Raw genomic sequence first — 26,569 nt, 5'->3', positions numbered from 1 at the left:
CTTCGCCGACCGCCACATCGGACCGCGCCCGGACGAGGTCGCGCGGATGACCCAGCTTCTCGGGTACGACGACGTCGACGCGCTCGTGGACGCCGCCGTCCCCGCGTCGATCCGGTCCGCCGAGGCGCTCCGGCTGCCCGACCCGGCCTCCGAGGTCGACGCGCTGCACGAGCTGCGCCAGCTCGCCGCGCGCAACAACGTCGCCACCTCGATGATCGGCCAGGGGTACTACGGCACCTTCACCCCGTCCGTCATCGTCCGCCGCCTGGTCGAGAACCCTGCCTGGTACACGGCGTACACGCCGTACCAGCCGGAGATCTCCCAGGGCCGGCTCGAGGCGCTGCTGAACTTCCAGACCGTGGTCTCCGACCTGACCGGCCTGCCGACCGCGAACGCGTCGCTGCTCGACGAGGGCACCGCGGCCGCCGAGGCGATGACGCTGGCGCACCGGTCGAACAAGAAGAGCAAGTCGGACCGGTTCCTGGTCGACGCGGACTGCTTCGCCCAGACCATCGCGGTGGTGCAGACCCGGGCCGAGGCGCTCGGGATCGACGTCGTGGTCGCCGACACCACCGACGGCCTGCCCGAGGGCGACTTCTTCGGCTTCCTGGTGCAGTACCCGGGCGCCGGCGGCGTGGTCCGCGACCTGAAGCCGCTGGTCGAGGCCGCGCACGAGCGCGACACCCTGGTCGCGGTCGCGTCCGACCTGCTCGCGCTGACGTTGCTGGAGGCGCCGGGCGAGGTCGGCGCCGACATCGTCATCGGGTCGTCGCAGCGCTTCGGCGTACCGCTGTTCTACGGCGGTCCGCACGCCGGGTTCATGTCCGTGCGCACCGGCCTCGAGCGGTCGTTGCCGGGTCGCCTCGTCGGGGTCTCGGTCGACGCCGACGGCGCACCGGCGTACCGGCTCGCGCTGCAGACCCGCGAGCAGCACATCCGCCGTGAGAAGGCGACCTCGAACATCTGTACGGCGCAGGTCCTGCTGGCCGTGGTCGCGTCGATGTACGCGGTCTACCACGGGCCGGACGGCCTGAAGGCGATCGCCGCGCGCGTCCACGACTACGCCGGCAAGCTCGCCGAGTCGCTGCGGGCCGGCGGCGTGGAGGTTGTCCACGACAACTTCTTCGACACCGTGCTGGCCCGGGTCCCGGGCCGCGCCGCCGACGTGGTCGACGCCGCCCGGCAGAACGGCATCTGGCTGCGGCTCGTCGACGCCGACCACGTCGGCATCTCCTGCGACGAGAAGACCGACGCCCACGCGCTCCGCTCGGTCTGCGACGCCTTCGACCTGCGGTACGACGGCGCGGTGTCCGTGACCGCGTTGCCCGAGGCGGTGCGCCGTACCTCGGACTACCTGACCCACCCGGTGTTCAACACGCACCGGTCCGAGACCGCGATGCTGCGGTACCTGCGCAAGCTGTCGGACTACGACTACGCGCTGGACCGCGGGATGATCCCGCTCGGCTCGTGCACGATGAAGCTCAACGCGACCACCGAGATGGAGCCGGTCACCTGGCCGGAGTTCGCCGACCTGCACCCGTTCGCGCCGGTCGAGGACGCGGCCGGGTACGTGAAGCTGATCGGTCAGCTGGAGCGCTGGCTGGCCGAGGTGACCGGCTACGCGAAGGTGTCGATCCAGCCGAACGCCGGCTCCCAGGGTGAGCTGGCCGGCCTGCTCGCGATCCGCGGCTACCACCGGGCGAACGGCGACCAGGACCGCAACGTCTGCCTGATCCCGGCCAGCGCGCACGGCACCAACGCCGCCTCCGCGGTGATGGCCGGCATGAAGGTGGTCGTTGTCAAGGGCAACGACGACGGCACGATCGACCTGGACGACCTGCGCGCGAAGGCGTCCGAGCACGCGGACAAGCTCGCGGCGATCATGATCACCTACCCGTCCACGCACGGCGTGTACGAGGAGAGCGTCACCGAGGTCTGCCGGATCGTCCACGACCACGGCGGCCAGGTGTACGTCGACGGCGCGAACCTGAACGCGCTGCTCGGCCTGGCCAAGCCGGGTGAGTTCGGCGGCGACGTCAGCCACCTGAACCTGCACAAGACGTTCTGCATCCCGCACGGCGGCGGTGGCCCGGGGGTCGGCCCGGTGGCGGTCGCTGAGCACCTGGCGCCGTACCTGCCGAACCACCCGCTGCTGGACCAGGCCGGGCCGGAGTCCGGCGTCGGCCCGATCAGCGCGGCGCCGTTCGGGTCCGCGGGGGTGCTGGCGATCTCCTGGGCCTACATCCGGATGATGGGCGCCGAGGGCCTGACCGCCGCGACCAAGGCCGCCGTGCTCACCGCGAACTACGTGGCGAAGCGGCTCGAGGGCGTCTTCCCGGTGCTGTACACCGGCGAGAACGGCCTGGTCGCGCACGAGTGCATCCTCGACCTGCGGCCGATGACGAAGGAGACCGGGATCAGCGTCGACGACGTCGCGAAGCGGCTGATCGACTACGGCTTCCACGCGCCGACGATGTCGTTCCCGGTGGCCGGCACGCTGATGGTCGAGCCGACCGAGTCCGAAGACCTCGGTGAGCTGGACCGGTTCTGCGACGCGATGATCGCGATCCGGCACGAGATCGACCGGGTCGCGGCGGGGGAGTGGCCGGCCGCGGACAACCCGCTGGTGAACGCGCCGCACACCGCCGAGTCGGTCATCAACGACAAGTGGGACCACGCCTACACTCGCGAGGAGGCCGCGTTCCCGCGCTCGGTCGACCGCACGTCGAAGTACTGGCCGCCGGTCCGCCGCATCGACGGCGCGTACGGCGACCGCAACCTCATCTGCTCCTGCCCATCCCCGGAGGCCTTTGAGTGAGTTCTGTTCGCCCTGACACCGCCGCTGCGCTGTTCGCTGAGCTTGCGGCGGCGCAGAGTGAGTGGAAGTTGCCGTCGGTCAATGCCGGGGTGGTCCGGGACGGGGCGCTGGTGTGGACCGGGTCGCGCGGGCAGTTCGCGACGGCGGACGGCGGGGCGCCCGGTCCGGACGTGCAGTACCGGATCGGGTCGATCACGAAGACGCTGACCGCCGTTCTCGTGATGCAGTGCCGCGACGACGGGTTGCTGACGCTGAACGATGCTGTGGGCAAGCACCTGCCCGGGATCGCCTTCGGCGACAGGACGATCCGGCACCTGCTCGCGCACAGCGGCGGTATGAACGCCGAGCCGGAAGGCCCGTGGTGGGAGCGGAACCCGGGCGTCTCGTTCGAGCAGCTGGCGGCCGCGATGGACGAGTCGCTGGCCGCCGGTCCGGCCGACCGGCGGCACCACTACTCGAACCTCGGCTACGGCCTGCTCGGTGAGCTCGTCGCCCGGCTGCGTGGCGCGTCCTGGCTCGAGCTGGTCCAGGAGCGCATCCTCGACCCGCTGGAGATGCGGCGTACGTCGTACTTCCCGGCCGGACCGTCCGCGCAAGGGTTCTCGGTACATCCGTTCAGCGGGCAGTTGGTCGATGAGCCCGCGTACGACGCAGGTGCGATGGCGCCGGCCGGGCAGTTGTGGAGCACGATCGAGGACCTGGCCCGCTATGCGATGTTCTGGATCGATCCGGTCTACGAGGTGCTCAGCCGGGACACGGTGGAGGAGATGGCGGCGCCGTCGGCTGCGGATCCGCGGGAGGGGCTGACCGCGTCGTACGGGCTCGGCCTGCGGCTGATCGCCGACGACCCGCACCTGCTGATCGGCCACACCGGCTCGATGCCCGGCTTCCTGGCCGGGCTGTTCGTCGACCGGGCCCGCCGGATCGGTGCGGTGACGCTGGGCAACGCGACGTACGGCCGGGTGGCGTCGCTGCCGCCGGACCTGCTCCGCATCCTGGTCAGCCACGAGCCCTTGCTGCCGCAGGAGTGGGTGCCGGAGCCGACGCTCGACCAGGGCTCCGAGCTGCTCGGCCACTGGTACTGGGGCAACTCACCGCTGATGATGTCCGTCTCCGGCGGCATCCTGCAGCTCACCGGCGCGCTCACCTCACGCTTCTCGCCGCTCGGACCCGACCTCTACCAGGGCCGCGACGGCTACTTCGCCGGCGAAAAACTCCGCGTGATCCGAACCAACGGCTCGACCCACCTGAACCTGGCCACCTTCATCCTGACCCGGACTCCTTACGACGCTTGATCCTGCGCCGGGATCCGCAGCACATAGGTCCCTGCGGTCGGGCGCTGCTTCTGAAGCGCGGCCAGCTCATCCTCGAGCGGCCGTGCTTCGTCGTGGCGTCCGAGCGTGCGCAATGTGCGGATGACCGGCTGCAGAGCGTCGGAGATCGACTGCGCGTCCGGTTCCTCAGCGGAGCGGTAGACGTCCAGCACCTCGCTGTACGCAGCCAGGGCCTCCTCGTGGCGGTGTAGATCACGCAGGTCGTCGGCGAGCAGGCCGAGCGCCCAGGTGACTCTCTCGACGGCCTTCGGATGTGGCTCGTCGGAGTGCAGGTCGGCACGGAAGATCTCGACCGCCTCCGCCCCGGCGATCGCGGCGTCGTCGTACCGCTGGAGTTCGCGGAGGCTCCCGGCCAGGTTGAACAGGAGACCGGCGAGCCGGTTCGGGTCCAGGTCGTCGAGCGTCCGGCGGATCTCCACCGCTTCGGCGTATGCGGCGCGGGCACGGTCGTACTCGCGGAGTTCGGTCAGGCAGTGGCCCAGGTCCGTGAGGGCCGACTCGAGCTTGGCGCGTGCGTTCGGGAGGTTGCGGCGGATGCGGACCAGTTCCTCGAACAGGGGCAGGGCAGCGTCGTGCTCCTGCAGGTCGGTGTGCTGCTCGGCGACGAGCGCGAGCGCCCGGGCATGCCGGTTGCCGGCGTCGTTCGCGATGTCCGCGCGCACCATGATCAGCTCGTCGGCTGCCGGTCCGACGCGTTCGCCGGGAAGCGCAGAGACGCTGCACTCGAGCAGTTCGAGAGCATCGGCGAGGTAGATCCGCTCCCGGTGGCTCCGAGCGGCAGCGATTCGTCCGACGGCGACCGCTTCCTCGGCGATGACCAGCGCGTCCGCGTGCCGATCGAGCTTCGTCAGCACGGACCAGAGCGAGGTCAGGGCCTGGCTGAGCTGTTTGACGTCGGCAGGCCGGGCGAACACGAGCTTCCGCGCGTTCCGGACCCACCCGGCTGCGTCCTCCTCAGCCTCCTCGTAGCGGCCGGCCGCGGACAGCTTGAGGGCGCGCCTGCCGTGGACGATGGCAAGGCTGAGGTACCACGCACGGACGTTGTCGGTGTTGCCGCCCAGTACCGCGACGAAAGCGCCGACCACCGCTACCGTCCTGCCCATCCCGAGACCGGCGATCCACAGTCCCACTCCGGCGATCGTCAGCAGCAGCCCGAGCGCCCCGATCGGCCGGCGCCGCAGCATGGTCTTCACACCCACCACCCCCTTGGCAAGGTTTGATGCTTCCCGCGCGCGGTCGGTTGCATCGACGGGGCGGGAATTTACCGGTGCCGCGGCCGGGGCGGAGATCAGCCACGTGAAGCTCGCCACACCTCAGGGTCGGCGATGGGTGTTTCTCCTGCAGGGATTGGGGTTTCAGCTGTTGGACAGCCACGCAGCGGAGTTGACACGGTACTGATCGGAAGGACTAAGTTAGGGCTGCCTTACTAAGGTTTACCTAACAACTTCTTCGGGAGATCTGGATGCCGCAACCCGCGCGTCTGACTGCGCTGCCCGCCCCGGTGCGCAGCCCGTTCACCTCGTGGCCACTGGCCTCGACCGTCGCCGACCCGGGCCGTGGACCGTTGCCGGCCGGTTCGCCCGCCGACGTGTTGCGGCGGACCGCCGACGTACTGGGCGAGCCGCGCATTCCCTCGACCGGGGTCGGTGAGTCGGCCGCGCTGGACCTGATCGCGGGGCTGCTCGCGGACAACGGGATCGACCTCAGCCACCCGCACGCTGCGGCCCACCTGCAGCCGCCGGTCCTGCAGGTCGCGGTCGACGCCGACGCCCTCGCCTCGGCGAGCAACGCGTCGATGGACACCTACGACTCCGGCCCGGCGACGCTGGCGATCGAGCGCTGGGTCGTCCAGGCGCTGGCCGGCCTGGCCGGCTTCGGTGCGGACGCGGACGGCGTACTCACTCCGGGTGGTTCGATCTCCAACCTGCTCGCCGTACTGATCGCCCGCGACAGCGCGGCCGCGACGGTCGGCGTCGACGTACGGCGCAACGGCCTGCAGGGGCTCGACCACCCGGTCGTGTTCTGCTCCGAGCTCGCCCACTTCTCGGTCCAGCGCGCCTGCGCCGCCCTCGGGCTCGGCGAGGATGCCGCGGTCACCATCGCCGCCGACGAGAACTTCCGGATGCGCACCGACGTGCTGGCCGACGAGCTCGCCAAGCCGGGCCGTACCCCGGTCGCGGTGGTCGCGACGGCCGGTACGACGGACTTCGGATCGGTCGACCCGATCGCGCTGATCGCCGAGCTGGCCCGGCAGTACGGCGCCTGGGTGCACGTCGACGCGGCGTACGGGTTCGGCGCGCTGTTCTCCGACCAGCTCGCGCCGCTGCTGGCCGACCTGCCGCACGCGGACTCGGTGACGCTGGACCTGCACAAGATCGGCTGGCAGCCGGCCGCGACCAGCGTGCTGCTGGTGGCGGACAAGAACCGGTTCGCCTCGTTCGGCCGCTCGGTCGACTACCTGAACCCGGCCGACGACATCGACTCCGGTCTGGACGGCCTGCTCGGCCGGAGCCTGCAGACCACCCGCCGTCCGGACGCGGTCAAAGTCGCCACCACGTTGACGGCATACGGGCGGGCCGGGCTGGGCACAATGCTCGACACCTGTCACGAGCTCGCGCACGCCGCCGCGGCCCGGGTCGTTGCCGACAGCAACCTGGAGTTGCTGGCGCCGGTGACCCTGACCACGGTGCTGTTCCGGGTCGCGGGGGAGGGCCTGGAGGCGGCCGAGGCGGACGCTCTCCAGGGGGAGGTCCGGCGCCGGTTGCTGACGTCCGGACGGGCGCTGATCGGCCGGACCAAGCTGCCGGCGCGCGCCGGCCGGCCGGCCGCAGTCGCGTTGAAGCTGACGCTGCTGAACCCGAACGCCACCGCGACGGACATCGAGGAACTGCTCGACCAGGTCGTCGCCACCAGCCTGGACGTCCGCGCGGAGAGTGGCGAAGGAGCCGCGTGACAGTGCCGGGAGGCCCCATGACCTCAACAGCAGTTGCTGCCCACCTCAACGCGATTCTGCGGTGCTACACCCGGGAGACGCCGGTCCAGGTCGCGGTCGGTCCGCTGGCGTTCGACGTCGGTGAGTCGACCGTGACCGCGCGGGTCGAGCACGCGTCCCGGACCGGTTTGCACCAGTTCACCGACGTGCTGGTGGACGGCGTGCCGCCGGCGCCGGAGGACCTGGTGCGGTTGCTGTCCACCGATGCGGACCCGGCCGAGGTCGACGACCTGGCGACGCGTACGGCGGAGTCGGTCCGCAACGTCGACCGGTTCGTCGCCGAGGCCGACGGCGAGCGTGGTCCGGGCCGGTTCCTGGAGTTCGAGCAGGCGCTGCTGTTCGGGCATCTGAACCACCCGGCGCCCAAGAGCCGGGACGGACTGAGCGGTGACGAGCTGGCGGCGTACTCGCCGGAGCTCGGCGGCCGCTTCGCTGTGCACTGGTTCGAAGCCGACGCCGAACTGGTGTCGTCGGACCAGGTGGCCGGCGCGCCCGCACTGCAGGGACTGGACGCTCTGCAGCTGATGGGCGCGCTGGCGGGCATCACTCCGTCGGCGGGCCGGGTGCTGATCCCGGCCCACCCCTGGCAGGCGGCGGCCGTGCTGCAGCGTCCACGGGTGGCCGAGCTCGTGTCGGCCGGCCGCGTCAAGGCGTTGGGTCCGCAGGGGGCCCAGTGGTACCCGACGTCGAGCCTGCGGACCGTGTACCACCCGGACCTGCCGGTGATGCTGAAGCTGTCGCTCGGTCTGCGGATCACCAACTCGCGGCGTGAGTCGACGCCGACCGAGCTGCGCCGCGGTCTGGAGATCAACCGGTTGCTGGACGCGGCGTACAACGCCGGTACGGCGACCGCGCACCCGCGGTTCACCATCGTCCGCGATCCGGCGTGGGTGGCCCTGGACGAGGGCGGACCCACGCTGACCGGGCTGGACGTCGCCGTACGGGAGGTGCTGGCCGACGTCGACAGCTACGCGTGTCTGGCCGGTCTGGTCGCGCCGCGGCCCGGCGGGGTCAGCCGGTTGAGCGAGTACGCGGCTGAGGACCCGGCCGCGTGGGTGGCGTCGTACATCGACAACGTGCTGATCCCGATGCTGCACCTGTACGCCGAGACCGGGATCGGGCTCGAGGCGCATCAGCAGAACACGCTGGTGCGGCTGGACGGCGTCGGGCGGATCAAGGGCGGGGCGTATCGGGACAACCAGGGTTACTACCTGGCTTCGTCGTACCTGCGTGGCCTGTTGGGCGTGACCGGGTTGCGCGACTCGACGCTGGCGGTTGTCGATGATCCGATTGTCGACGATCGACTGACCTACTACCTGCTGCACAACCAGGCTCTGGCCGTGGTCGGCTGTCTGGCCTACGACGGGATCGCCGACGAGGACGCGCTGCTCGGGGTGGTGCGTGATCGGCTGACGCTCGCGTTGCCGCTGCTGAAGGCAGCCGGGCCGGATGGTGATCGGCTGGCTCGCCGGTGGCTGGAGGCCGAATCGTTGCCGTGCAAGGCGAACATGCTGACGCGGCTGCGCGGCATCGACGAGGTGGTGGCCCCGCTGGATGCGCAGTCGGTCTACTTAGACATTCCCAACCCACTCCGGCCAGGTGACCGTGCTGTGTGAGGTCGGGCCGATGTTGCATCTGGACAACGGCTTCGACCTTCGGCCCGCAGGGCCTGACGACGCCGCCACGATCGCGCTCTGGATGGCGCAGCCGCACATCAAGCGTTGGTGGCACCAGGACTGGTCGGTCGAGCGGTGGGTGGAGGAGCTCGGCACGCAGACGGCGGGCGAGCACTCGACTCCTTGTGTGGTGTCGGTCGACTCGGAGGACTTCGGGTACGTCGAGCTGTACCGGGTGCGGTACGACCGGCTGGCCGAGTACTACCCGAGCGACGACCACGACTGGGGAGTCCACGTCGCCATCGGCGACCTGACGCGCATCGGCCGCGGCCTCGGCCGCCGGTTGCTGCGCGCACTGGCCGACGCCCTGCTGGAGTCCGACCCGGACTGCCGCCGGGTCGTGGCCGAGCCCGACATCGACAACACGCAGTCCGTCCGTGCGTTCGCCGCGGCCGGGTTCGTCCGGCACGGGGAGCTACAGCTCCCCGACAAGACAGCACTACTGATGGTCCGCACCCGGACCGTGGAGGCATGACATGAACACCGCCCCTTATGACGTGATCGCGATCGGCTGTGGCCCGTTCAACCTCGGACTGGCCGCGCTGGCCGACGGTGTCGACGACGTACGCATCGCGGTGCTGGACAGCCGTCCGGAGTTCACCTGGCACCGCGGGCTGATGTTCGACGACGCGATGCTGCAGGTGTCGTTCCTGGCCGACCTGGTCAGCCTCGTCGAGCCGGCGCATCCGCTGTCGTTCCTGTCGTACCTGCGGGACAACGACCGGCTGTACCAGTTCTACGTCCGGGAGAAGTTCCACCCGACCCGCCGGGAGTACGAGGCCTACCTGCGCTGGTGTGCGGCACAGCTGGACTCGCTGCACTTCGGCCACCACGTCCAGGACGTGTCGTGGGACGGCTCGGTGTTCCAGCTGACCGTGGAGCGCACCGACGGAGTGGAGGTGTTGGCGGCGCGGCATCTGGTGGTCGGTGTGGGTACTGAGCCGTTCGTGCCTGCTGCGTTGAGCGGGCTGCCGCAGGAGCGCTTCCTGCACTCCGCCGACTACCTGTTCCGCCGGGACGACTTGCTGCGGGCAGGGCGAGTCACCGTCGTCGGCTCGGGTCAGTCCGGCGCCGAGTGTGCACTCGACCTGCTGCGCGCCAACGGCTCCGGTGGTCCTGCAGTGTCGTGGCTGACCCGTACGCCGTCGTTCGCGCCGCTGGACTACTCGAAGCTCGTGCTGGAGATGACGACGCCGTCGTACGTCGACTACTTCCATGCACTGGACGAGTCCACCCGCGACAAGCTGGTCAAGGACCAATGGCGGCACTACAAGGGCATCTCGTCCGACACGCTCGACGACATCCACGACGTGCTCTATCAACGAGACCTCGGCGCTGCGCCAGTCGCACCGGTCGAGCTGCAGTGTGGCGTGGGCGTCGTGTCCGCGGTGGCCCGTGCCGACGGCATCGAGTTGACGCTGCACCACGCCGACAGCGGCAAGAACTTCCAGCACTTCACCGACGCGGTCGTGGCCGCGACCGGCTACCGCAACCGCCCGCTGCCCTTCATGACTGCGCTGGAAGACCAGGTACGGCGGGACGCCGCCGGTCGATGGATCATCAACCGGGACCACAGCGTCGCCACCGAGGACACGCTGACCGGCCGGCTCTTCGTCTCGAACGCCGACCTGCACAGCCACGGTGTCGCGGCGCCGGACCTCGGGATCGGTGCCATCCGCAACGCCACCATCCTCAACGCCGTGGCCGGCCGCGAGGTGTTCCGGTTGCCCAAGTCCACCGCCTTCACGAACTTCGCCCTCCCCGGATGAGCACGGCCCGGATGAACGACTGGACCCGGTGCTCGGCGGAGCTGCTGGCGAAGCTGATCTCGCAGTTCTGCACCGAGAACCTGCTGCAGCCGGTCGACAATCGCCTGGACCTGGGGACGGTGTCGTACACCTTTGCCGCGACGCGAGGCGCGTTCGGGAGTTGGCGGGTGGCGCCGGACTCGGTACGCCGTACGACTGCTGGGATCCTCGGCAACGACGAGAGTGAGGTCGCGACGGACCCAGTGCAGTTTTTGGTCGACGCGGCCGACGTACTGGGGCTGGACGGGTCCACTGTGGCCGGGTACGTGGCGGAGTTGGCCAGCACGTTGGCGGCCGACGTACGGATGGCGTCGTCGGCTGCCGCGCGGTCCGAGTTGCTGGACCTGCACCACAGTCGGCTGGAAGGACATCTGACCGGACACCCGTTGCTGGTGGCCAACAAGGGGCGGCTGGGCTTCTCTGCCGAGGACAGCCGGCGGTATGCGCCGGAGGCACGGACCCCGCTCCGTCTGGTGTGGCTCGCCGTACGCCGGGGGCTTGCGGAGTTCCGTGGTACGCCGGACCTGTCGGAGCACGCGGTGGTCGGACGCGAGCTGGGGCCGGAGGCGCTGGAGGTGTTCCGGGGTCAGTTGGTCGATCCGGACTCGTACGTGTGGTTGCCGTGCCACCCGTGGCAGCTGGACCACGTCGTACGGACGCAGTGGGCGCGTGAGCTGGCCAACGGGGAGATCGTCGTACTGGGGGAGGGTCCGGACGACTACCTGCCGACGCAGTCGATCCGGACCATGGTGAACATCTCCCAGCCGCTGCGCTACCAGGTGAAGCTGCCGCTGAAGATCCTCAACACCTCGGTGTACCGCGGCATCCCCGAGCACTGCACGCTGGCGGCGCCGATGATCACCCAGTGGCTGCGCGGCCTGTGGTACCGCGACGAGGTGCTCGGCCGACTCGGCACCGAGTTGCTCGGCGAGGTCGCGTCCGTCACCGTCCGGCACCCGCAACTCTCGAGCGCCCCCGGCATCCCGTACCAGTGGACCGAGACCCTCGGCTGCATCTGGCGTGACCCACTGGATCCACGCCTGCTCCCGAACGAGACCGCTTGGGCGCTGGCCGCCGTACTGCACACAACCCCCGAAGGCCCTCTGGTCCAGGCCTTCATCGAGAAGTCCGGCGCTACCGCCCACGAATGGACCTCACACCTCCTCTCCGCCGTCCTCCGCCCGCTCCTGCACCTGATGCACCACTACGGCATCACGGTGAACCCCCACGGCGAGAACCTGGCCGTCATCTGCGGCCCCGAAGGCCTCCCCGCCCGCATCGTCATCAAGGACCTCGTCGACGACATCAACATCTCCACCACCCCCATCCTTGCCCGAGGCCCCGAACCCGACTCCCACGCCAGAGTCCTCCCTCGCAAACCCTGGCCCATCCTCCGCCAGTACCTGGTCGACGCCCTCTTGCTGGGCGTCCTCAACCCCCTCGCCAACCTCCTGGAAGAAACCAACCTCCTCGACCCCGACGCCTTCTGGGGCCTGACCCGAGGCGAACTGGACCTCTACGCCGACACCTTCCCCGAACACGCCGACCGCCTGTCCGCCACCGCCCTCACCGGCAGAACCTTCACCCGCTACCCCCTGAACACCTACCGCCTAACCCTCGGCTACACCGACTTGGACACCCGCCCACCCATCCCCAGCACCGGCACCATCCCCAACCCGCTGCACGCCGCCGACTCGATCCCGCCGCTGCGCTCCTGGTAGAGGCCAGCGCTTCCTGGGTAGATCTCCAGGTGCACGACGAGGGGGGATCGATGAAGAGTCTGCTGTTGCTCTCGTCCGACCGCCGACTGCGCTACGCGGAGGACATCCAGACCGTGCTGGCGGCTCCGGCGGGGGCAGTCGTCCAGCTCCGCTACCTCGAGAAGTTCGTGACGCCGACGGTACGGCGGGCGGTGCCGAGTCATCAGGCCGAAGGGCTGACTGCGGTTGTGGGGTTCGTCGGAAGCGCCGAGCCGTTTCTGCTGCCGATCCGCTACGCCACCGTTGCCAAGGCGGAGTACGTCGCCGACATGATCATCTTCAAGCTGCGCGTCGGCGGATACGTGAATCTGCAGCAGTACCCGCGGTCGCGGGCGGACCTCGTCGCGATGAGCCGGCACCTGATCGGTCAGCTGGAGACGGACCAGGCCGGCGTCTTCTACCCAGCGACCTCCAACTTCCCCCAACTGCCCGAGGAAGTCACCGACGACGTACCCGAGCGCTGGCTCGCCGCGGCCCGGCGCCTGGCGGTGCATCCCACCTTCGAGAAGTCGTACTTCCTGCGGGTTGCGCCAGTCGAGACCCAGCGGGGCAAGGCGTTGGCGTTCGACGAGGCCGGCCGAATGCAAGCCGTCGACGGGCAGTCGCTGCGGCTCGTCACGAACATCTGGAGCGACCACTACGACCCGGAGGCCGAGTTCACTCTGACCTGCACCCCGGATGGCACCAACCTTCGGCCGGCCTCGAACGAGGTGTACCGCGTTGCACTGAAGTACGACGTGGTGGAGTTCTGGCAGTTCCTGACAGCGCAGAGCTTCGACACGTTCTCCCGGGTGACGATCAGGCTCGCGAGCGAGAAGGCGGCGCCGCAGACGATCCCGGCCCTCGTCGAACTCCCACTGGTCGTGAGTCGATCGCGCTCGAGAATGTTCCGCCGTTGGACTGCCGCCAGTGCAGGCGCCGTACTGGTGGCTCTGCCTGCGATTCTCGGGGACGGATCGCCGGTGGGAGTGCGGATTGGGGCGGCGTTGGTGGGGGCTGGGTTGCTGGCGTTGAGTGGGGCTGTGCTCAGTGGTCCGAAATAGCGGTTGGGGGGCCGTGGCGCCAGAGTTGGAGGTCTTCGTCTATGCGGATGCCCAGGGACAGGAGGTTGGCTTCGTGTTCGGGGAGGGTGGCTAGCGAGAGGCCGACGGGGAGGGCGCGGGCGTCGAAGCCGGCGGGGACGCTGAGGGCGGGGAAGTCGGCGATGGACCAGGGGACCGAGAGGCGGATGCGGGGGCCTTTGGGTGGGCGGGTGTGGTCGATCACCGGGGGAGCGGCGTCGATGGTGGGGTGGGCGATCGCGTCCAGGCGATGGGACAGCATGAGTTGTCGCCAGTCGCGGGTCCACTGGTCGCGGAGGCGGAGCGCCGCGTTGTAGCGCTCTGGACTGATGCGCTCGCCCTTGCGCACGCGTTCGCGGACCTGGGGTGTGTAGAGATGGCTGTGCGGGACGAGGGCGTCGTGGATCTGGTGCGCTTCGCTTTCGTTGATCGTGTCGAACACGCCGGTGGACTTCTCCAGGACCACCTTGGTGCTCGGCGGGTTCTCGATCTCGACCAGTACGGCGCCGCGGCCGACGAGCAGGTCGAGCGCTTCCCGGCAGACCACCGCGATCCGCTCGTCGACGCGTTGCCAGGACATCTCGATCGGCAGGCCGATCCGGACCCCGGTGAGATCGTCCGGTGGCTCGAGCGGGTACGGCGGGCACGGTTCGTCGAGAGACGCCGGGTCGCGGGGATCGTGGCCGGCCAGCACGCGCATCAGGATCGAGATGTCGAGCATCCGGCGCGCCATCGGGCCGGCGACGTCGAACGACGGGCTCAGCGGGATGACGCCGTACCGGGAGATGCGGCCGCGGGCGCTGCGCAGGGTGGAGACGCCGCAGGCGGCCGCCGGGATGCGGAGCGAACCGCCGGTGTCGGTCCCGGTCGCGATCGGGACCATGCGTCCGGCGAGCGCGGCCGCGGATCCACCCGACGATCCACCAGGGGTACGGCGAACGTCCCACGGGTTGGCCGTCGGGGTGGACGCCGTACCGTAGGCGAACTCGTGGGTCGTCGTCTTGCCGAGCATCCCGGCGCCGGCGGCGGCGAGACGTTCCCAGACGGCGGCATCCTCGGCCGGGACGTAGTTGGCCAGCACCTGGCTGCCCGCGGTCGTGAGCACTCCTTTGGTGAGGAACACGTCCTTCACGGCAACCGGTACGCCGGCCAGCGGGCCGACCGGCTCGCTCGCCGCCCTCGCTTCGTCCGCCCGGACTGCGGCCTCCAGCGCCAGCTCGGGAGTGAGGGTGACGAAGGCACGGACGGCGGGCTCGGCCAGGTCGATCCGGCGCAGGCAGTCCTCGACGAGCTCGCGCGCGGAGAGCTTGCGCTGCCCCAGTAATCGGAGCACCTCGGTCAGGCTGAGATCCGCGGCGGAGTCACTCACGTCTGCGAGCCTACGAAAAAATACCCGCCCGGGGAGCCCCGGGCGGGTGTCGAGCGGCTGAGATTGCGGCTGGAGATCAGCGTCCCATCGCGGCGGCGACGTTGTAGAGGCCGAAGCAGAAGACCATGACCACTCCGAAGAGCAGAATGAACAGGATCTGTTTCCAGAAGGAGATCAGGAGTATCGCACTGGCCAGCACGACGACGGTCGCGACGAATTCGTTGGGAGGCATGGCGTTTCCTCTTTTCCTTCGGTTCACTTCCCTTGGTTGCTTGTCTTTCGCCGCTCCTGGGTTAGAGTGAGTCGGCGTATCGGCGGTTCTGGTTACGCTTTCAGTGAACGTCACGACAATCGGTTGTCAATCCAGAAAAATTGGCACCACCGGCTATGTCCGGACATGATTTTGGCATCGTGCCCGCAGCGGTGGTTGCGGCTTTGGCGGCGTCCGGCGGTACGCCGGCGCGTTTCGGCGTACCGTTTCGCGCCAGTTGGCAAACCTTGGCTGCCAACTGGCAGCCAGGGGTCCAACACGCCGCCAAAACTCGTTTGTTTGGGAAGTTGCGATGACGCCGCAGCGGTCGGTTAGCATGCAGGCGTGGTGATCAGCGCCGCCGGCCCGGCGGCTCCCGCGGTCGTCCCACCGCCTCCAGTCCCAGCAGCCGCGCCTCCCCGGGCCGACCGGTTCTCGCTCGATGATTGCCGACGGCCCGCTCCGGAGTTCGCCGACCTGCTGGCCGATGCCGTGCGCCGGCACGAGGTGCCGCACCGGGCCCTGAGTGTCCGCACCCTGCTGCACCTGCCACGGCTGGCGCGTCCGAACGGGACCGTCGGCCGGAACCAGGTGGTCGCCGAGCTGAATCGCAACGCGGGCCGGCTGGCGCACGACCAGCGAAGTATCCAGAAACTGATTCCGACCGACAAGTACGCACTTCCGGACCTGCGTTTCGTGCGGCTCGGACATCTCGAGGCGGACCAGATCTTCAGCCGTCTGCATTACCTGCGCAGCGCCCGTCCGGGATCACTCAACTTCGCCCTGGTGGATCCGGTGAACAAGCTCCCGGTGACGTTGTGCAGCGTTTCGTCGCTGGAATGGATGCGGGTCGGACGGCAGTTGCAGGCGCAGTTCGGGGTGCCGCTGGGCGCGGCCTGGGACGTGTCCCGGGTGTATTCGTTCGACGTCGCGCCGCCGAATGCGATCTCCTTTCTGCTGGCGAAAGTCCGGCAGGTGATCCGGCGGGAGATTCCAGCGGTTCAACTGCTCACCACCGCGGTCGATCCCAATTTGGGATTCGTCGGTTCGAGCTACCGGGCGGCCAACTGGCAGCAGTGGATGTCGATCGAGGCACGCCCCTACCTGTACGTCGACGGCGTCTACGCGAGCCCGCGTCAGCTCCGGACCCGCTTCGGCGGCGCGAACCTGGCCGAGTTGCGGGCCGCCTACCCACACGGTCGGTTCGAGCAGAGCCGGGCCAAGCTGCTCGACTCGGTCATCTACTGCTGCCGCATCCGCGGCGAGACCGAGGCCGTTCCCCTGGTCGAGCAGCGCCGCCTCCGTCGCTGACGTTCAGGCGGTGCCGCCGTTCGCGCTGAAGGGGGAACGCGCGAGCAGACCCTCGATGCGCTTGCGGTCGGGCATGGAGTTGGAGAGCGGGAAGTCGGCGGTCGCGCACGACATGGCGGCGGCGGCCCAGATCGCCACCTTCTCGGTGAACTTCCGGTCGTTGTCGATGAGCTTGGCCGCGAGCGCCGCGCAGAAGGCGTCCCGGGCCGCCGACGACTCCTTGTAGATGGACGGGATCGTCGGCACCATCAGGACGTCGTGGGCCGGGCCGGAGTACACCGTGCAGCCGCCGTTGACCAGCATGCAGAGCGTCTCGACGCCGAAGGCAAGCAGGTTCCGGGCGACCGGGTCCGGGTCGAACGGGCCGTGTCCCTGCGAGGCGAAGCTGCCGAGCTCCCAGGGGTGCGCGACGAGGTAGTCGATCCGGCCGAAGGTGTCACCCGAGATGCGTTCGTCCTCGTACGGCTGGCCCGGGGTAACGATCGCCACCGGGCGGTTGTCCGGGTCGCGGTGGGCGATCGCGAGGGTGTGCTGCATCGTCGCCCGCGGCACCTCGAACGTCATCAGCAACGCGTCGCACTCGATCAGCTGCTCGTACCGATCGTCCATGTCCTCCGGGGCCAGGTAGACCTCGGCCTGGTTGCGCCAGTTGACCGCGATGCTGTCGCCGAGTTCCTTCTCGAAGACTCCGGTGAACGGCGTCCGTCCGCCGCGCACCCGCTTGACCAGTGAGGTGTCGACGCCTTCGTCCCGCAGGTACTGCACGATCTCGTCGCCGAAGCGGTCGTCGGCGACCGCGGCGATCAGGGAGGTGTGCAGGCCGAGGCGGGCCGCTGCGACCGCCTGGTTCAGGCCTTTGCCGCCGGGCGACAGGTCGAAGCTGTAGGCCTCGCTCGACGTCTCGGGTGCCGGCAGTGTTCGCATCCGGAAGGTCGCGTCCATCACCGCGCCGCCGACCACGATGATCCGGCCGGCCGGTGCGACGTCGACGGCCGGGGCGGCGTCGATCATCACGACGGTCTTCGAGCCGACCGAGTAGATGTCGCGGCGGATGAGTTGGTTGGCGAGTTCCCGCAGTACGGCGGGTTCGGTGGTGCCGCGGAGCGCACGGTCGCTCGGGGCCTCGCCAGGCTGGTGGCCGAGGGCCTGGTGCAGGCGGTGCCAGTTCGCGAGCAGGGTCTCGCGGCGGCGGCCGAGGGACGTGCTGTAAAGCGAACGTGTGATGCGGTCCTCGATGCCGGCCTGGTTGTGGTTGTCGGTGTGCAGGCCGAGGGCGAGGATCGCGTCGGCGACGATCTGCTGGGTGCCGTGCAGGTCGTCGCGGACGCAGGTGGCGACCAGGTCGAAGGCGGCGGAGGCGACGTCGAGCTCGTGGACGGTGGCGAACCGGCGGGTCGCGGCCAGCTCCATCAGTGGGGCCGCGATGCCGGTCCGGGTGGCGTGCAGCCGGGCGACGGTCAGCCCGTCGTGGGTGCGCAGCTTTTCGAGCACGCTGGCAAGCAGCAGCACGTCCGCCGTCTGCTTGTCGCCGCGGTTGGTCATCCGGCCCCCGGGTCCCTGATCCGTCTCGAACCAAGTATGCGGATCAGCGGGCCACCGGGGAAACCGGATGCGCGCGTCAGCGGAGCGCGGTGAGCCAGGCGGCGGCTTGTTTGGCTTGGGTGAGGCGGCGTTCGTAGGTGGCGCCGACGGCGAGGAGGATGGCGCCGGCGGTGCCCAGGGTGATCCAGCGGGGGATGAGCGGGGCCACCTCGAGGAACTGCCAGATGCCGATCTTGGCGAGGACGGCGGCGCCGATGACGAAGGGGGCCTGGAGGCCCAGTTGGGCGCCCAGGACGATGACGGTCAGGGCGGCGGCCACAACGAGGGTGACGCGGATCCAGCTGTCGTTGCCGTCAGCAATCAAAGCCGACGGGACCAGGCCGATCAGCAGGCCGGGGCCGAGGAAGATCCAGCTCGGCTGGTCGCGCCAGGCCAGGACGCCGATCGCGATCATCACGATCGCGGGCGGGACGGTGAACCACTCGATCGTGGTGGCGCCGGCGGCCAGGACGAACGCGGTGTTGGCGACGATCAGCAGCAGACCGGCCACCAGCAGGGCCGGGCGGCGGGCCGCGTTCATGCCGTACGCAACCAGCGGCGCGGCGGCGATCGTGAGCACGACCCCGGTGGCGCTCTCCGTCGACACCAGCACCGCGACGATCTCGGCGACCAGTACGGCGCTCGCCGACGACCACATCAGGACACGCTCCAACCGCTGGCCGACGTACCGGCAGGCGAGCCCGATGCCGCACGCCCCGATCACGGCGAGGCTGACCGCACCCGCCCACAGCCCGATGAACTCGTCCAGCACGAACATCACGACGGCGAACTGCGCGCCCGCACTCGCCACCCCGGCCGCCGGGACCGCGTCGACCGCCTTGCGCAGCGCGGCGAAGACGGCCAGTACGGCGACGATGCCGGCGATGAACCCGAGCTGCCGGACGTCCGCCTGCCACAGGCAGAACACAAGGTTGACCGCGGCAACGGTGATCGTCGCCGTGTGCAGGATCAACGAGCTCGTTCCGGTACGGCGACCTCGCAGGATCACCGCGATTCCGAGAACCGCAAAGAGGCCGGTTGTCAGCCAGCGGCCCGGTCCGGGGACCTGCGGCAGGCACGTCGCGACGACGAAGCCGGCGGCGGCAGCGCAGACGGCCTCGCCGAGGCCCTGGGTGATGGATGCTGGGAGCGGCCGCTTCCGCAGGATGAGGATGCCGGTGACCGCGGCGACGCAGACAACCACGGTGGTGGCGACCACCGTCGCGAGTGGCGCCTCGAACGACGTGTCACCGAGGACGCCGGACAACGACGTACGACTGAAGTCGACGGCGTAGTCGGCCAGCAGTGCCGTGAAGGTCCGGACCATGCCGGTGGCAAGGATGCCGCAGAAGACGACCGCCGAGGTGATCTCTCCGGTACGGCGGACGATCGCCGTACCCTTCGCCGACAGGACGAGTGTCGCGACCACCTGGGCGAGCAGGGCCGCGAGCAGCCACGGCAGGCTGACCCGGTCGACGAGGACCAGCGGAAGGGGAAGCTGGCCGGCGATGACTGTGGTGACGCCGAAGGTGACGACCTTCGGTGCCAGCCGAGTCATGAGGAGGTTGACCAGGGCAACGGCGGCGAAGACGATCGCGCTGTAGGTGAGGTCGTCGACGGTCTCGGCGGAGAACAGTCCGAGGGCGCGGGCGCCGTACAGGTCGAGGATGAGGAGGCCGGAGCCGAGGATGCCGAGGGCTTCGGCGGACGCGGCGAGGGAGCTACGGCTGGCGGGGACGGCTCCGGCGAAGGCGAGGGCGGCGAGGGTGCCGATGATGCCCGCCTGCGCGGCGACGGGCAGGCTGTCCCAGTTGACCGCGAGGAAGGTGACGCCTGCCGCGAGCAGCAGGAGTACGCCGAGGCTGAGCAGGGTGGCCTGTGGACTCAGCCGCCGTCGCGGTGGGGTGGGTCGGCGTACCGGCTGAGGTGGCGGTGGGAGAGGCTGCTGGAAGCTAGTCGCCGGTCGGCGCACCGGCGGAGGGGTATGAACAGGCGCCGGGACTCCACGTGGCGGAGGCGGTGGGTAGTAGGGCGCAGGCGGGTGGACTGGCGCCGGCGGAGCTGGGGGCGGGAAGGCCGGCGCGGGCTGTGGGGGTGCTTCCACCGTGAGGTGTAGCAGTGTGTGACAAGCCGGGCACTCCAAGGGGGCGGAAACCTGCGTGTTCATGGCGTTCCTCCTGAGTCTCACCTCACTATCGCGAGCCGGAACGGGTGCCCGCGTGAGTACGTCTACTCAATTCGTGACGTAGGCTGCTGCGGTCTGCCGGTCGTCCAGATTGGCGTGACGAACACGGGGAGCACCATGAACACTGGACATGTCGAGCTCGCGAGGGCTCAGCAGGAACGCTGGCAGACGGCGTACAAGCAGCAGCCGCACCTGCACGGGACGGAACCGTCCGCGGCCGCGCGCTGGGCCGCCGAGGCATTCGGTGCCGCAGGCATCGATGACGTCCTGGAGCTGGGCGCCGGGCAGGGGCGCGACGCGCTCTTCCTCGCGCGGCAGGGATTCAGCGTGCACGCCACCGACTTCTCCGAGTCCGCGCTCGACCAGCTCCGGCTGGACGCGCAGCGCGAGGGCCTCGACGACCGGGTCACGGCGGCGCTGCACGACGTCCGCGACCCGCTGCCGCCCGCCGACGCGACCGTCAACGCGGTGTTCGCGAACCTCCTGCTGAACATGGCGTTCGCACGCGGCGAGCTTCGCTCACTGGTCGGCGAGATCCACCGCGTCCTACGGCCGGGCGGGCTCTTCGTGTACGCCGTCTGGTCGGCCGACGACCCGTGCTCGGCTCATCGGCAGCAGCTCGAGGACGGGCTGTCGGAGCACGACGGATTCGTGGGCCGGTTCTTCGACGAGACGCTGATCCGCGAGCTGGCCGACCGCTGGCGGGTCGACGACACCACGTCGTACGCCGAGGGCGCCCGCCGGCTGTGGCGGGTGGCGCTCGCGAAACCCAACCCAGCAAGCTGATTGCGCACTCCCCGGCGGGAAGCTGAAGCCGGCTCTAGCAGTACCCGGTTCCGAAAAGGTGAAGTTCACTCTAGCTGCGGCGCGCCAGGTTGCGGTGTGGTCACCAAAGCGAAAAGTTGCATTGACGAACCCGACCGGTTCCGACAGGCTCTGTCCGCGTCTCACATTCGACCATCGGAGAATCAGCAATGCAGTGGTACATCGAGGTCCTCAAGAAGTACGCCGTGTTCGACGGGCGAGCCCGGCGCAAAGAGTACTGGATGTTCGTGCTCTTCAACGTCATCGTCTCGATCATCCTGAGCATCATCGACAACATCATCGGGACGACGTACGGCTCGGCGAACTCGGGTGTGATCAGCTCGATCTACAGCCTGGCGGTCCTGCTGCCGTCCATCGGTGTGGGCATCCGCCGGATGCACGACACCAACCGCAGCGGCTGGTGGATCCTGATCAACCTGATCCCGTGTGTCGGTTTCATCTGGTTCATCGTGCTGGCCGCCCAGGAGGGCACCGTCGGCGACAACCAGTACGGCCCCGACCCGAAGGCCGCCGAGCGCTTCGGCCAGCCGGGCGCGGGTCCGGCCGAGCCGGGCTACCCGACGGTCTGAGCTGCCCGTTCAGAGCTGACACAACGCCCCGCGAACTCAGGTTCGCGGGGCGTTGTGCTGTCCTGTGGAAATCTTCGGAAAATGTGGACCTGTGGATAAGTTCTGGCCTTGTGGACAGAGAATCAGCTGGCCTGGCTGACCGTCGACATGTTGAAGTCCGGTACGAGCAGCGGCGGCGTCGCGGTCCGGGAGAAGTAGTCGCCCCACTCGCGGGAGAACGACGGCACGGTGGCGCCGGCCTTGGTGAAGCGGGCCAGCAGGTCGACCGGGCTCTCGTTGAACCGGAAGTTGTTCACGGCGCCGGTCACCTCGCCGTTCTCGACCAGGTACACGCCGTCACGGGTCAGCCCGGTGAGCAGCAGGGTCTGCGGATCCACCATCCGGATGTACCAGAGGCAGGTCAGCAGCAGCCCGTGGTCGAGCCCGGCGACCAGGTCGTCGGTGGAGCCGCTCGCGCCGTCGACGGTCAGCACGTAGTTGTCGATGTCCGGTGTCTCGGCCTGCGCGCCGATCAGGTCGGCCGTGTGCCGGCTGGTCATCAGCGCCTCGAGCTTGCCGCCGCGGATCCAGTCCGTCGCGCGCAGCCTGAGCCCGTTGTCGAACACGCTGGACGAGCCACCGGACGACCGGGCCACCGCGAACGGATACGTCTCCAGCCCGGGGAACTGCGGGTCGGACCGCAGGTGCACCGGCTGCGGCGACAGCACCTCGCCGACCCGCGTTCCACCTGACGGTTTGGCGAACACGCTGCGCCCCTCGAACGCCTCCCGCCCGTCCAAGCACCAGTACAGGTACGTCGTGAGGTCGGCAACCGCAGCCGGTGGCAGCACGGTCGGGTGTCGGCCGGCCTCCACCGAGACGGTCCGGCGCGCCCAGCCGAGGCGACGGGTCAGCTCGGCGTCGATCGCGTGCGCGTCGATGTCGGTGAAGTCGCGGGTGGCGGCGCCGACCCACGCGGACTGGCTGAGGTCGCCCGACTTGCCGGTCGCGGTGACGAAACCGCGGGGGAGGGCCTGCCGAAGCCGCAGTCCGGCGGACGAACCGACATACAGAGTGGTGACCTGGTGGTCGGCGAAGCCGTAGAGCCAGCGGTTCTCGTGGCCGGCCCGCTTGAGGGTGTCGCCGAGGGCGGGCGCGAACTTCTCGTAGACGCTGACCGAGGTCTCCTCGGGCTCGGCGTCCCAGTCCGCGCCGGCGGAGCCGTCGACCAGCGGGCGGGCGTCCTCGGCCGGGCTCGACGACCGTGCGGTCGCCACCGCGGCAGCCACGATGTCCCGCAACGAGGCGTCGGTGACCGAGGAGCGGCCGACCACTCCGGCCGCCGTACCCTCGCCGGCTCCGACGGTCGCGATCACGGTCACGCTGGAGCCGCGCATGGCGCCGTTGGTGGTCAGGGTGTTGTTGGCCCAGCGCAGGTTCGTGCTCGACGTCTCGGTGACGATGACGACGCAGCCGTCGGCGCCCTCGGCCGCGGCCTGGGCGAGACCCCGCTCGATGGTGTCCTGCGGGGTGAGCTGAATGGCGGTCGTCACCGGCCGGCCTCCTGCGTGGTGTTGAGGATGTTGACGCTGCGGAACAGGGCGGACGGGCAGCCGTGGCTGACGGCGCCGCTCTGGCCGGGCTGGGCCTTGCCGCAGTTCAGCGCGCCGCCGAGGACGTACGTCTGCGGGCCGCCGATCGCCTCCATCGAGCCCCAGAAGTCGGTCGTGGTCGCCTGGTACGCGACGTCACGGACCTGGCCGTCCAGCTTGCCGTCGGTGATCTTGTAGAACCGCTGGCCGGTGAACTGGAAGTTGTACCGCTGCATGTCGATCGACCAGGACTTGTCGCCGACGATGTAGATGCCGTTCCGCACCCGGGAGATCAGCTCCTCGGTGGACGGGCCGCCGGGCGCCGGCTGCAGCGAGACGTTGGCCATCCGCTGGATCGGGATGTGGCCGGACGAGTCGGCGTACGCGCAGCCGTTGGAGCGCGGCGTGCCGAGCAGGTCCTCGTTGACCTTCGCCATCCGCCGGTCCACCTGGTAGCCGACCAGGACGCCGTCTTTCACCAGGTCCCACTGCTGGCCGGCCACGCCCTCGTCGTCGTACCCGACGGTGGACAGGCCGTGCTCGGCGGTGCGGTCGCCGGTGACGTGCATGATCGGCGAGCCGTACTTCAGCGTGCCGAGCTTGTCGATGGTGGCGAAGCTGGTGCCGGCGTAGTTGGCCTCGTAGCCGAGCGCGCGGTCGAGCTCGGTGGCGTGGCCGATCGACTCGTGGATGGTGAGCCAGAGGTTGGTCGGGTCGATCACCACGTCGTACACGCCGGCCTCGACGGTCGGGGCGGCCATCTTCTCGGCCAGCCAGCCGGGGAGCTGGGCCAGTTCGTCGTCCCAGTTCCAGCCGGTGCCGGTGAGGTACTCCCAGCCGCGGCCGGCCGGCGGCGCGCAGGTGCTCATCGAGTCGAACCGGCCGCTGTCCGCGTCGACCGCGAACGCGGTGATCTTCGGACCGATCCGGACCCGCTGCTGGGTGTACGACGTGCCCGCGGAGTTCGCGTAGTACTTGCACTCGTGGATCGAGGCGACGCTGACGCTGACGTGGGCGACGCCGTCGGCGTTGAGCAGCCGGTCGCTGTAGTCGGTCAGCAGCGCGATCTTCTCGGTGCGGGGCAGGCTGAACGGGTCGATCTCGTACGACGACACCCAGGTGACCCCGGTGTAGACGGGCTCGTCGGCCAGCTCGATCGTCTCGGCGTTGATCGGCCGGGACACCTGGGCCATGTTCACGGCCTGCTCGGCGACCTGGACTGCCTCGTCCTTGGTCAGCGCGACGCCGGCGGCGAACCCCCAGGTGCCGTCGTGGATCACCCGGACCGCGAGGCCGAGGTCCTCGTCGTCCTGGGCGTTCTCCAGCTGGCTGTCGCGCAGCGAGATCGACTCCGACCGGATCCGCTCCAGCCGGAACTCGGCGAAGGTCGCGCCGAGGTTCTTGGCCCGCTGCAGGGCGGCCTCGGCAAGCTCATGACGGGGAAGGGCGAGAAAACTCGCATCGACTTCTGGCACATCACGACCCTATACACGGAACCTGCTGTGCGCCTGCGGTGTAGTCACAATGTCAACAGGTTGACCAGGAGGCGCGATCAGCGGAGGCGGCGAGGCGGAGATCTTGGCTCGGGTGCGCGGCGGGGAGTCTGCCGCGTACGGCGAGCTGGTGGTGCTGCATGCCCAGGTGGCGAAGCGTACGGCGGTGTTCCTCGGGGCCGGTGCGGATGCGGACGACGTCGTGCAGGAGGCGTTCGTCAAGGCGTACCGGGCACTCGGGAGCTTCCGGACCGGCGCCGCATTCCGGCCGTGGCTGCTGCGGATCGTGGCCAACGAGACGCGGAACGTACTGCGGTCGCGCAGCCGCCGGTTCCGCCGCGAGGAGCTGGCCGCGCCGCTGGACGTCGTACTCGACCCTGCCGAGGAGGCTGTGTCGCTGGAGCGGCGGCGGGAGTTGCTGGCTGCTGTGCGGTCGCTGCCCGAGCCGTTCCGCCTGGTGGTGACCTGCCGCTACCTGTTGGACCTGGACGAGCAGGAGACGGCCGTGGTGCTCGGCTGGCCGCGCGGGACGGTCAAGTCCCGCCTGCACCGAGCACTGGGACGCCTACGGGAGTCACTACCTGACAAGGAGGTGCAGCGATGAACTTGGACGACGAGCTGAGGGCTCTCGGCCGTTCCACCGTCGTACCTCCGGTAGACGAGGGCCTGACGGCTGCCGTGCTCACCCGCGTGGCCGACGTGCCGATCCGGCGCTCGCTGCGGGACCGGTGGCGGACGTTCCTGGCCCTGTTCCTCGTGCTGGTCGCAGGTGCGGTTGCGACGCCACCAGTCCGGGCGACCGTGGCGGAGTGGCTCAACATCGGGGGAGTGCGGGCCCAGCCTGTGGCGAGTGCACCCACCAGTCCGCCGACACTGCCTGCGGTCACTGGTCAGCTGTCGCTGGCAGAAGCGGAGCGCATCGCGGGGTTCAAGCCCGGTGTGCCTGCCGAGCTGGGCGCGCCGGCGGGTGTCGAAGCCTCGCCGGGCTTCGTAGCGGTCGGCTGGACCGGCGTGCGGCTGGAGCAGTTCCGCGCCGAGGTGTCGCCGATGTACGTGAAGAAGTACTACAGCAGCCTGCAGCATGTGCCGGAGCTCGACGGCTACTGGTTCGACGGGCCGCACGAACTGGTACTGGAAGAGGCCACCGGGACCGAGCGGCGCGTCCGCGTGGCGGGTCCGACGCTGGTCTGGGTGGACCGCGGCGTCACCTTCCGCCTGGAAGGGGTCGCCGACAAGGCACGCGCGATCCAGCTGGCGCAGGGAACCTCGTAGCCGTCGGCGGTGTACCAGGGGTAGTCATCGTTCCCAGGGGAGGACTGCCATGGTCCGCCGTACTCTTGCGTTCTGCATCGCGCTGTTAGCTGTCGCCGCCGTCGGAGTCGCGCCTGCCCAGGCCGGCGGGCCGACCAGCGTGGTGCTCAGCAGCCCGCCCAAGGTGGTTGCCATCGGCTACGAGGATGGCGAGTACGCCGAGCTCCAGCGACTGACCGACGTCAGTGGCGCACGCGACCCGGTCGGCAAGGAAAACCATGAGGTCGGCCGGTTCGTCCGTGCCACCTGGCTGATCCACGACATGTCGGTCTGGCGCATCGACATCATCTACCCGGACGCGCCCGGCGGCCCCTGGATCGCGACCAGGGCGTCGACGGACGGCAGCAACCTCCCCGAGAAGCCGGTCTGGCACACCGCCAACGACCGCGTGGCCCTGCTGAAGCTCCTCAACTCCATGCAGCTGCTCAACGGCGACGCCTGGGGCGGGCCGACCGAGTCCTACGGGCAGGTCGACGCAGCCCCCGCGGCCGAGGAGCCCGCGGCGGAAGCGCCGGTCGCCGAGGCCTCGACCACGGGCTTCTTCACCGGCTGGCGCTGGACCATCCCCGGCTTCCTGCTCGGTGCGGTCGTGGCGGTGATCGCCGTACGCATGCTGCCCAAACGCCGCGACTGGCAGCTGGTAGACGCCGAGTGA

The 26,569-nt window shown here is 69.6% G+C and carries 21 protein-coding genes; 14 read left to right on the top strand and 7 right to left on the bottom strand.

The features are described from left to right. Positions 1 to 46: 46 nt before the first annotated feature. Complete coding sequence (gene gcvP / locus ACWCOV_RS07060; protein ID WP_449828396.1) at positions 47 to 2,818, top strand: aminomethyl-transferring glycine dehydrogenase; 2,772 nt, start codon at positions 47 to 49, stop codon at positions 2,816 to 2,818. After that, positions 2,815 to 4,113: a serine hydrolase domain-containing protein gene (locus ACWCOV_RS07055; protein ID WP_449828312.1), complete on the top strand. Its 1,299-nt coding sequence runs from the start codon at positions 2,815 to 2,817 to the stop codon at positions 4,111 to 4,113. Before gcvP ends, ACWCOV_RS07055 begins: the two co-directional genes overlap by 4 nt. On the opposite strand, the gene ACWCOV_RS07050 is transcribed toward ACWCOV_RS07055, so the two are convergent. Next, on the bottom strand, positions 4,101 to 5,336 hold the full coding sequence (locus tag ACWCOV_RS07050; protein ID WP_449828395.1) for a tetratricopeptide repeat protein: 1,236 nt from the start codon (positions 5,334 to 5,336) through the stop codon (positions 4,101 to 4,103). The genes ACWCOV_RS07055 and ACWCOV_RS07050 overlap by 13 nt on opposite strands. Positions 5,337 to 5,614: 278 nt before the next feature. Between ACWCOV_RS07050 and ACWCOV_RS07045 the strand changes: the two genes are divergently transcribed. From ACWCOV_RS07045 to ACWCOV_RS07020, 6 genes are read left to right on the top strand one after another with little or no spacing between them, the layout of a single operon-like run. Continuing rightward, positions 5,615 to 7,105, top strand: coding sequence for a pyridoxal phosphate-dependent decarboxylase family protein (locus ACWCOV_RS07045; RefSeq protein WP_449828311.1), 1,491 nt, complete (start codon positions 5,615 to 5,617; stop codon positions 7,103 to 7,105). Between the two features lie 17 nt (positions 7,106 to 7,122). Beyond that, on the top strand, positions 7,123 to 8,760 hold the full coding sequence (locus ACWCOV_RS07040; RefSeq protein WP_449828310.1) for an IucA/IucC family protein: 1,638 nt from the start codon (positions 7,123 to 7,125) through the stop codon (positions 8,758 to 8,760). A 10-nt stretch (positions 8,761 to 8,770) separates the two neighbouring features. Further along, complete coding sequence (locus ACWCOV_RS07035) at positions 8,771 to 9,295, top strand: GNAT family N-acetyltransferase (RefSeq protein WP_449828309.1); 525 nt, start codon at positions 8,771 to 8,773, stop codon at positions 9,293 to 9,295. Between the two features lies 1 nt (position 9,296). Beyond that, complete coding sequence (locus ACWCOV_RS07030) at positions 9,297 to 10,589, top strand: lysine N(6)-hydroxylase/L-ornithine N(5)-oxygenase family protein (protein ID WP_449828308.1); 1,293 nt, start codon at positions 9,297 to 9,299, stop codon at positions 10,587 to 10,589. After that, positions 10,586 to 12,349, top strand: a complete 1,764-nt coding sequence (locus ACWCOV_RS07025; RefSeq protein ID WP_449828307.1) for an IucA/IucC family protein — start codon at positions 10,586 to 10,588, stop codon at positions 12,347 to 12,349. Before ACWCOV_RS07030 ends, ACWCOV_RS07025 begins: the two co-directional genes overlap by 4 nt. A gap of 50 nt (positions 12,350 to 12,399) precedes the next feature. Continuing rightward, positions 12,400 to 13,431: a hypothetical protein gene (locus ACWCOV_RS07020; RefSeq protein WP_449828306.1), complete on the top strand. Its 1,032-nt coding sequence runs from the start codon at positions 12,400 to 12,402 to the stop codon at positions 13,429 to 13,431. Here ACWCOV_RS07020 and ACWCOV_RS07015 read toward each other — a convergent pair. Together ACWCOV_RS07015 and ACWCOV_RS07010 are read right to left on the bottom strand one after the other, a co-directional pair. After that, positions 13,415 to 14,818 (bottom strand): amidase, encoded by a 1,404-nt coding sequence (locus ACWCOV_RS07015; RefSeq protein ID WP_449828305.1) that lies wholly within the window; start codon positions 14,816 to 14,818, stop codon positions 13,415 to 13,417. The genes ACWCOV_RS07020 and ACWCOV_RS07015 overlap by 17 nt on opposite strands. Before the next feature lie 76 nt (positions 14,819 to 14,894). Beyond that, positions 14,895 to 15,050, bottom strand: coding sequence for a hypothetical protein (locus ACWCOV_RS07010; protein ID WP_360529241.1), 156 nt, complete (start codon positions 15,048 to 15,050; stop codon positions 14,895 to 14,897). Positions 15,051 to 15,413: 363 nt separating this feature from the next. Here ACWCOV_RS07010 and ACWCOV_RS07005 point away from each other — a divergent pair, with 363 nt between their 5' ends. Continuing rightward, positions 15,414 to 16,379, top strand: a complete 966-nt coding sequence (locus ACWCOV_RS07005; protein ID WP_449828304.1) for a Mom family adenine methylcarbamoylation protein — start codon at positions 15,414 to 15,416, stop codon at positions 16,377 to 16,379. 3 nt (positions 16,380 to 16,382) lie between these two features. On the opposite strand, the gene ACWCOV_RS07000 is transcribed toward ACWCOV_RS07005, so the two are convergent. Next, positions 16,383 to 17,921 (bottom strand): PfkB family carbohydrate kinase, encoded by a 1,539-nt coding sequence (locus tag ACWCOV_RS07000; RefSeq protein WP_449828303.1) that lies wholly within the window; start codon positions 17,919 to 17,921, stop codon positions 16,383 to 16,385. A gap of 76 nt (positions 17,922 to 17,997) precedes the next feature. After that, positions 17,998 to 19,932 (bottom strand): SCO7613 C-terminal domain-containing membrane protein, encoded by a 1,935-nt coding sequence (locus ACWCOV_RS06995; RefSeq protein WP_449828302.1) that lies wholly within the window; start codon positions 19,930 to 19,932, stop codon positions 17,998 to 18,000. A gap of 330 nt (positions 19,933 to 20,262) precedes the next feature. Between ACWCOV_RS06995 and ACWCOV_RS06990 the strand changes: the two genes are divergently transcribed. Together ACWCOV_RS06990 and ACWCOV_RS06985 are read left to right on the top strand one after the other, a co-directional pair. After that, on the top strand, positions 20,263 to 20,931 hold the full coding sequence (locus ACWCOV_RS06990) for a class I SAM-dependent methyltransferase (RefSeq protein ID WP_449828301.1): 669 nt from the start codon (positions 20,263 to 20,265) through the stop codon (positions 20,929 to 20,931). A 188-nt stretch (positions 20,932 to 21,119) separates the two neighbouring features. Next, a complete protein-coding gene (locus tag ACWCOV_RS06985) occupies positions 21,120 to 21,539 on the top strand; it encodes a DUF805 domain-containing protein (protein WP_449828300.1) in 420 nt (139 codons plus the stop codon). A gap of 122 nt (positions 21,540 to 21,661) precedes the next feature. Here ACWCOV_RS06985 and ACWCOV_RS06980 read toward each other — a convergent pair whose 3' ends face one another. Both ACWCOV_RS06980 and ACWCOV_RS06975 read right to left on the bottom strand, forming a co-directional pair. After that, positions 21,662 to 23,071, bottom strand: a complete 1,410-nt coding sequence (locus tag ACWCOV_RS06980) for a metallopeptidase TldD-related protein (protein ID WP_449828299.1) — start codon at positions 23,069 to 23,071, stop codon at positions 21,662 to 21,664. Beyond that, the gene (locus ACWCOV_RS06975; protein WP_449828298.1) at positions 23,068 to 24,585 is read right to left on the bottom strand and encodes a TldD/PmbA family protein; all 1,518 of its coding nucleotides are present in this window, start codon (positions 24,583 to 24,585) and stop codon (positions 23,068 to 23,070) included. The genes ACWCOV_RS06980 and ACWCOV_RS06975 overlap by 4 nt, the downstream gene beginning before the upstream one ends. A 112-nt stretch (positions 24,586 to 24,697) precedes the next feature. On the opposite strand from ACWCOV_RS06975, the gene ACWCOV_RS06970 reads away from it, so the two are divergent. From ACWCOV_RS06970 to ACWCOV_RS06960, 3 genes are read left to right on the top strand one after another with little or no spacing between them, the layout of a single operon-like run. After that, a complete protein-coding gene (locus ACWCOV_RS06970; RefSeq protein ID WP_449828297.1) occupies positions 24,698 to 25,207 on the top strand; it encodes an RNA polymerase sigma factor in 510 nt (169 codons plus the stop codon). Next, positions 25,204 to 25,875, top strand: a complete 672-nt coding sequence (locus ACWCOV_RS06965) for a hypothetical protein (RefSeq protein WP_449828296.1) — start codon at positions 25,204 to 25,206, stop codon at positions 25,873 to 25,875. The genes ACWCOV_RS06970 and ACWCOV_RS06965 overlap by 4 nt, the downstream gene beginning before the upstream one ends. Before the next feature lie 49 nt (positions 25,876 to 25,924). Further along, a complete protein-coding gene (locus tag ACWCOV_RS06960; RefSeq protein WP_449828295.1) occupies positions 25,925 to 26,569 on the top strand; it encodes a hypothetical protein in 645 nt (214 codons plus the stop codon).

It is taken from the genome of Kribbella sp. NPDC002412, from assembly GCF_053592935.1.
The sequence above is the reverse complement of the archived record's forward strand: the minus strand, read 5'-3'. Positions and strand labels throughout refer to the sequence as shown.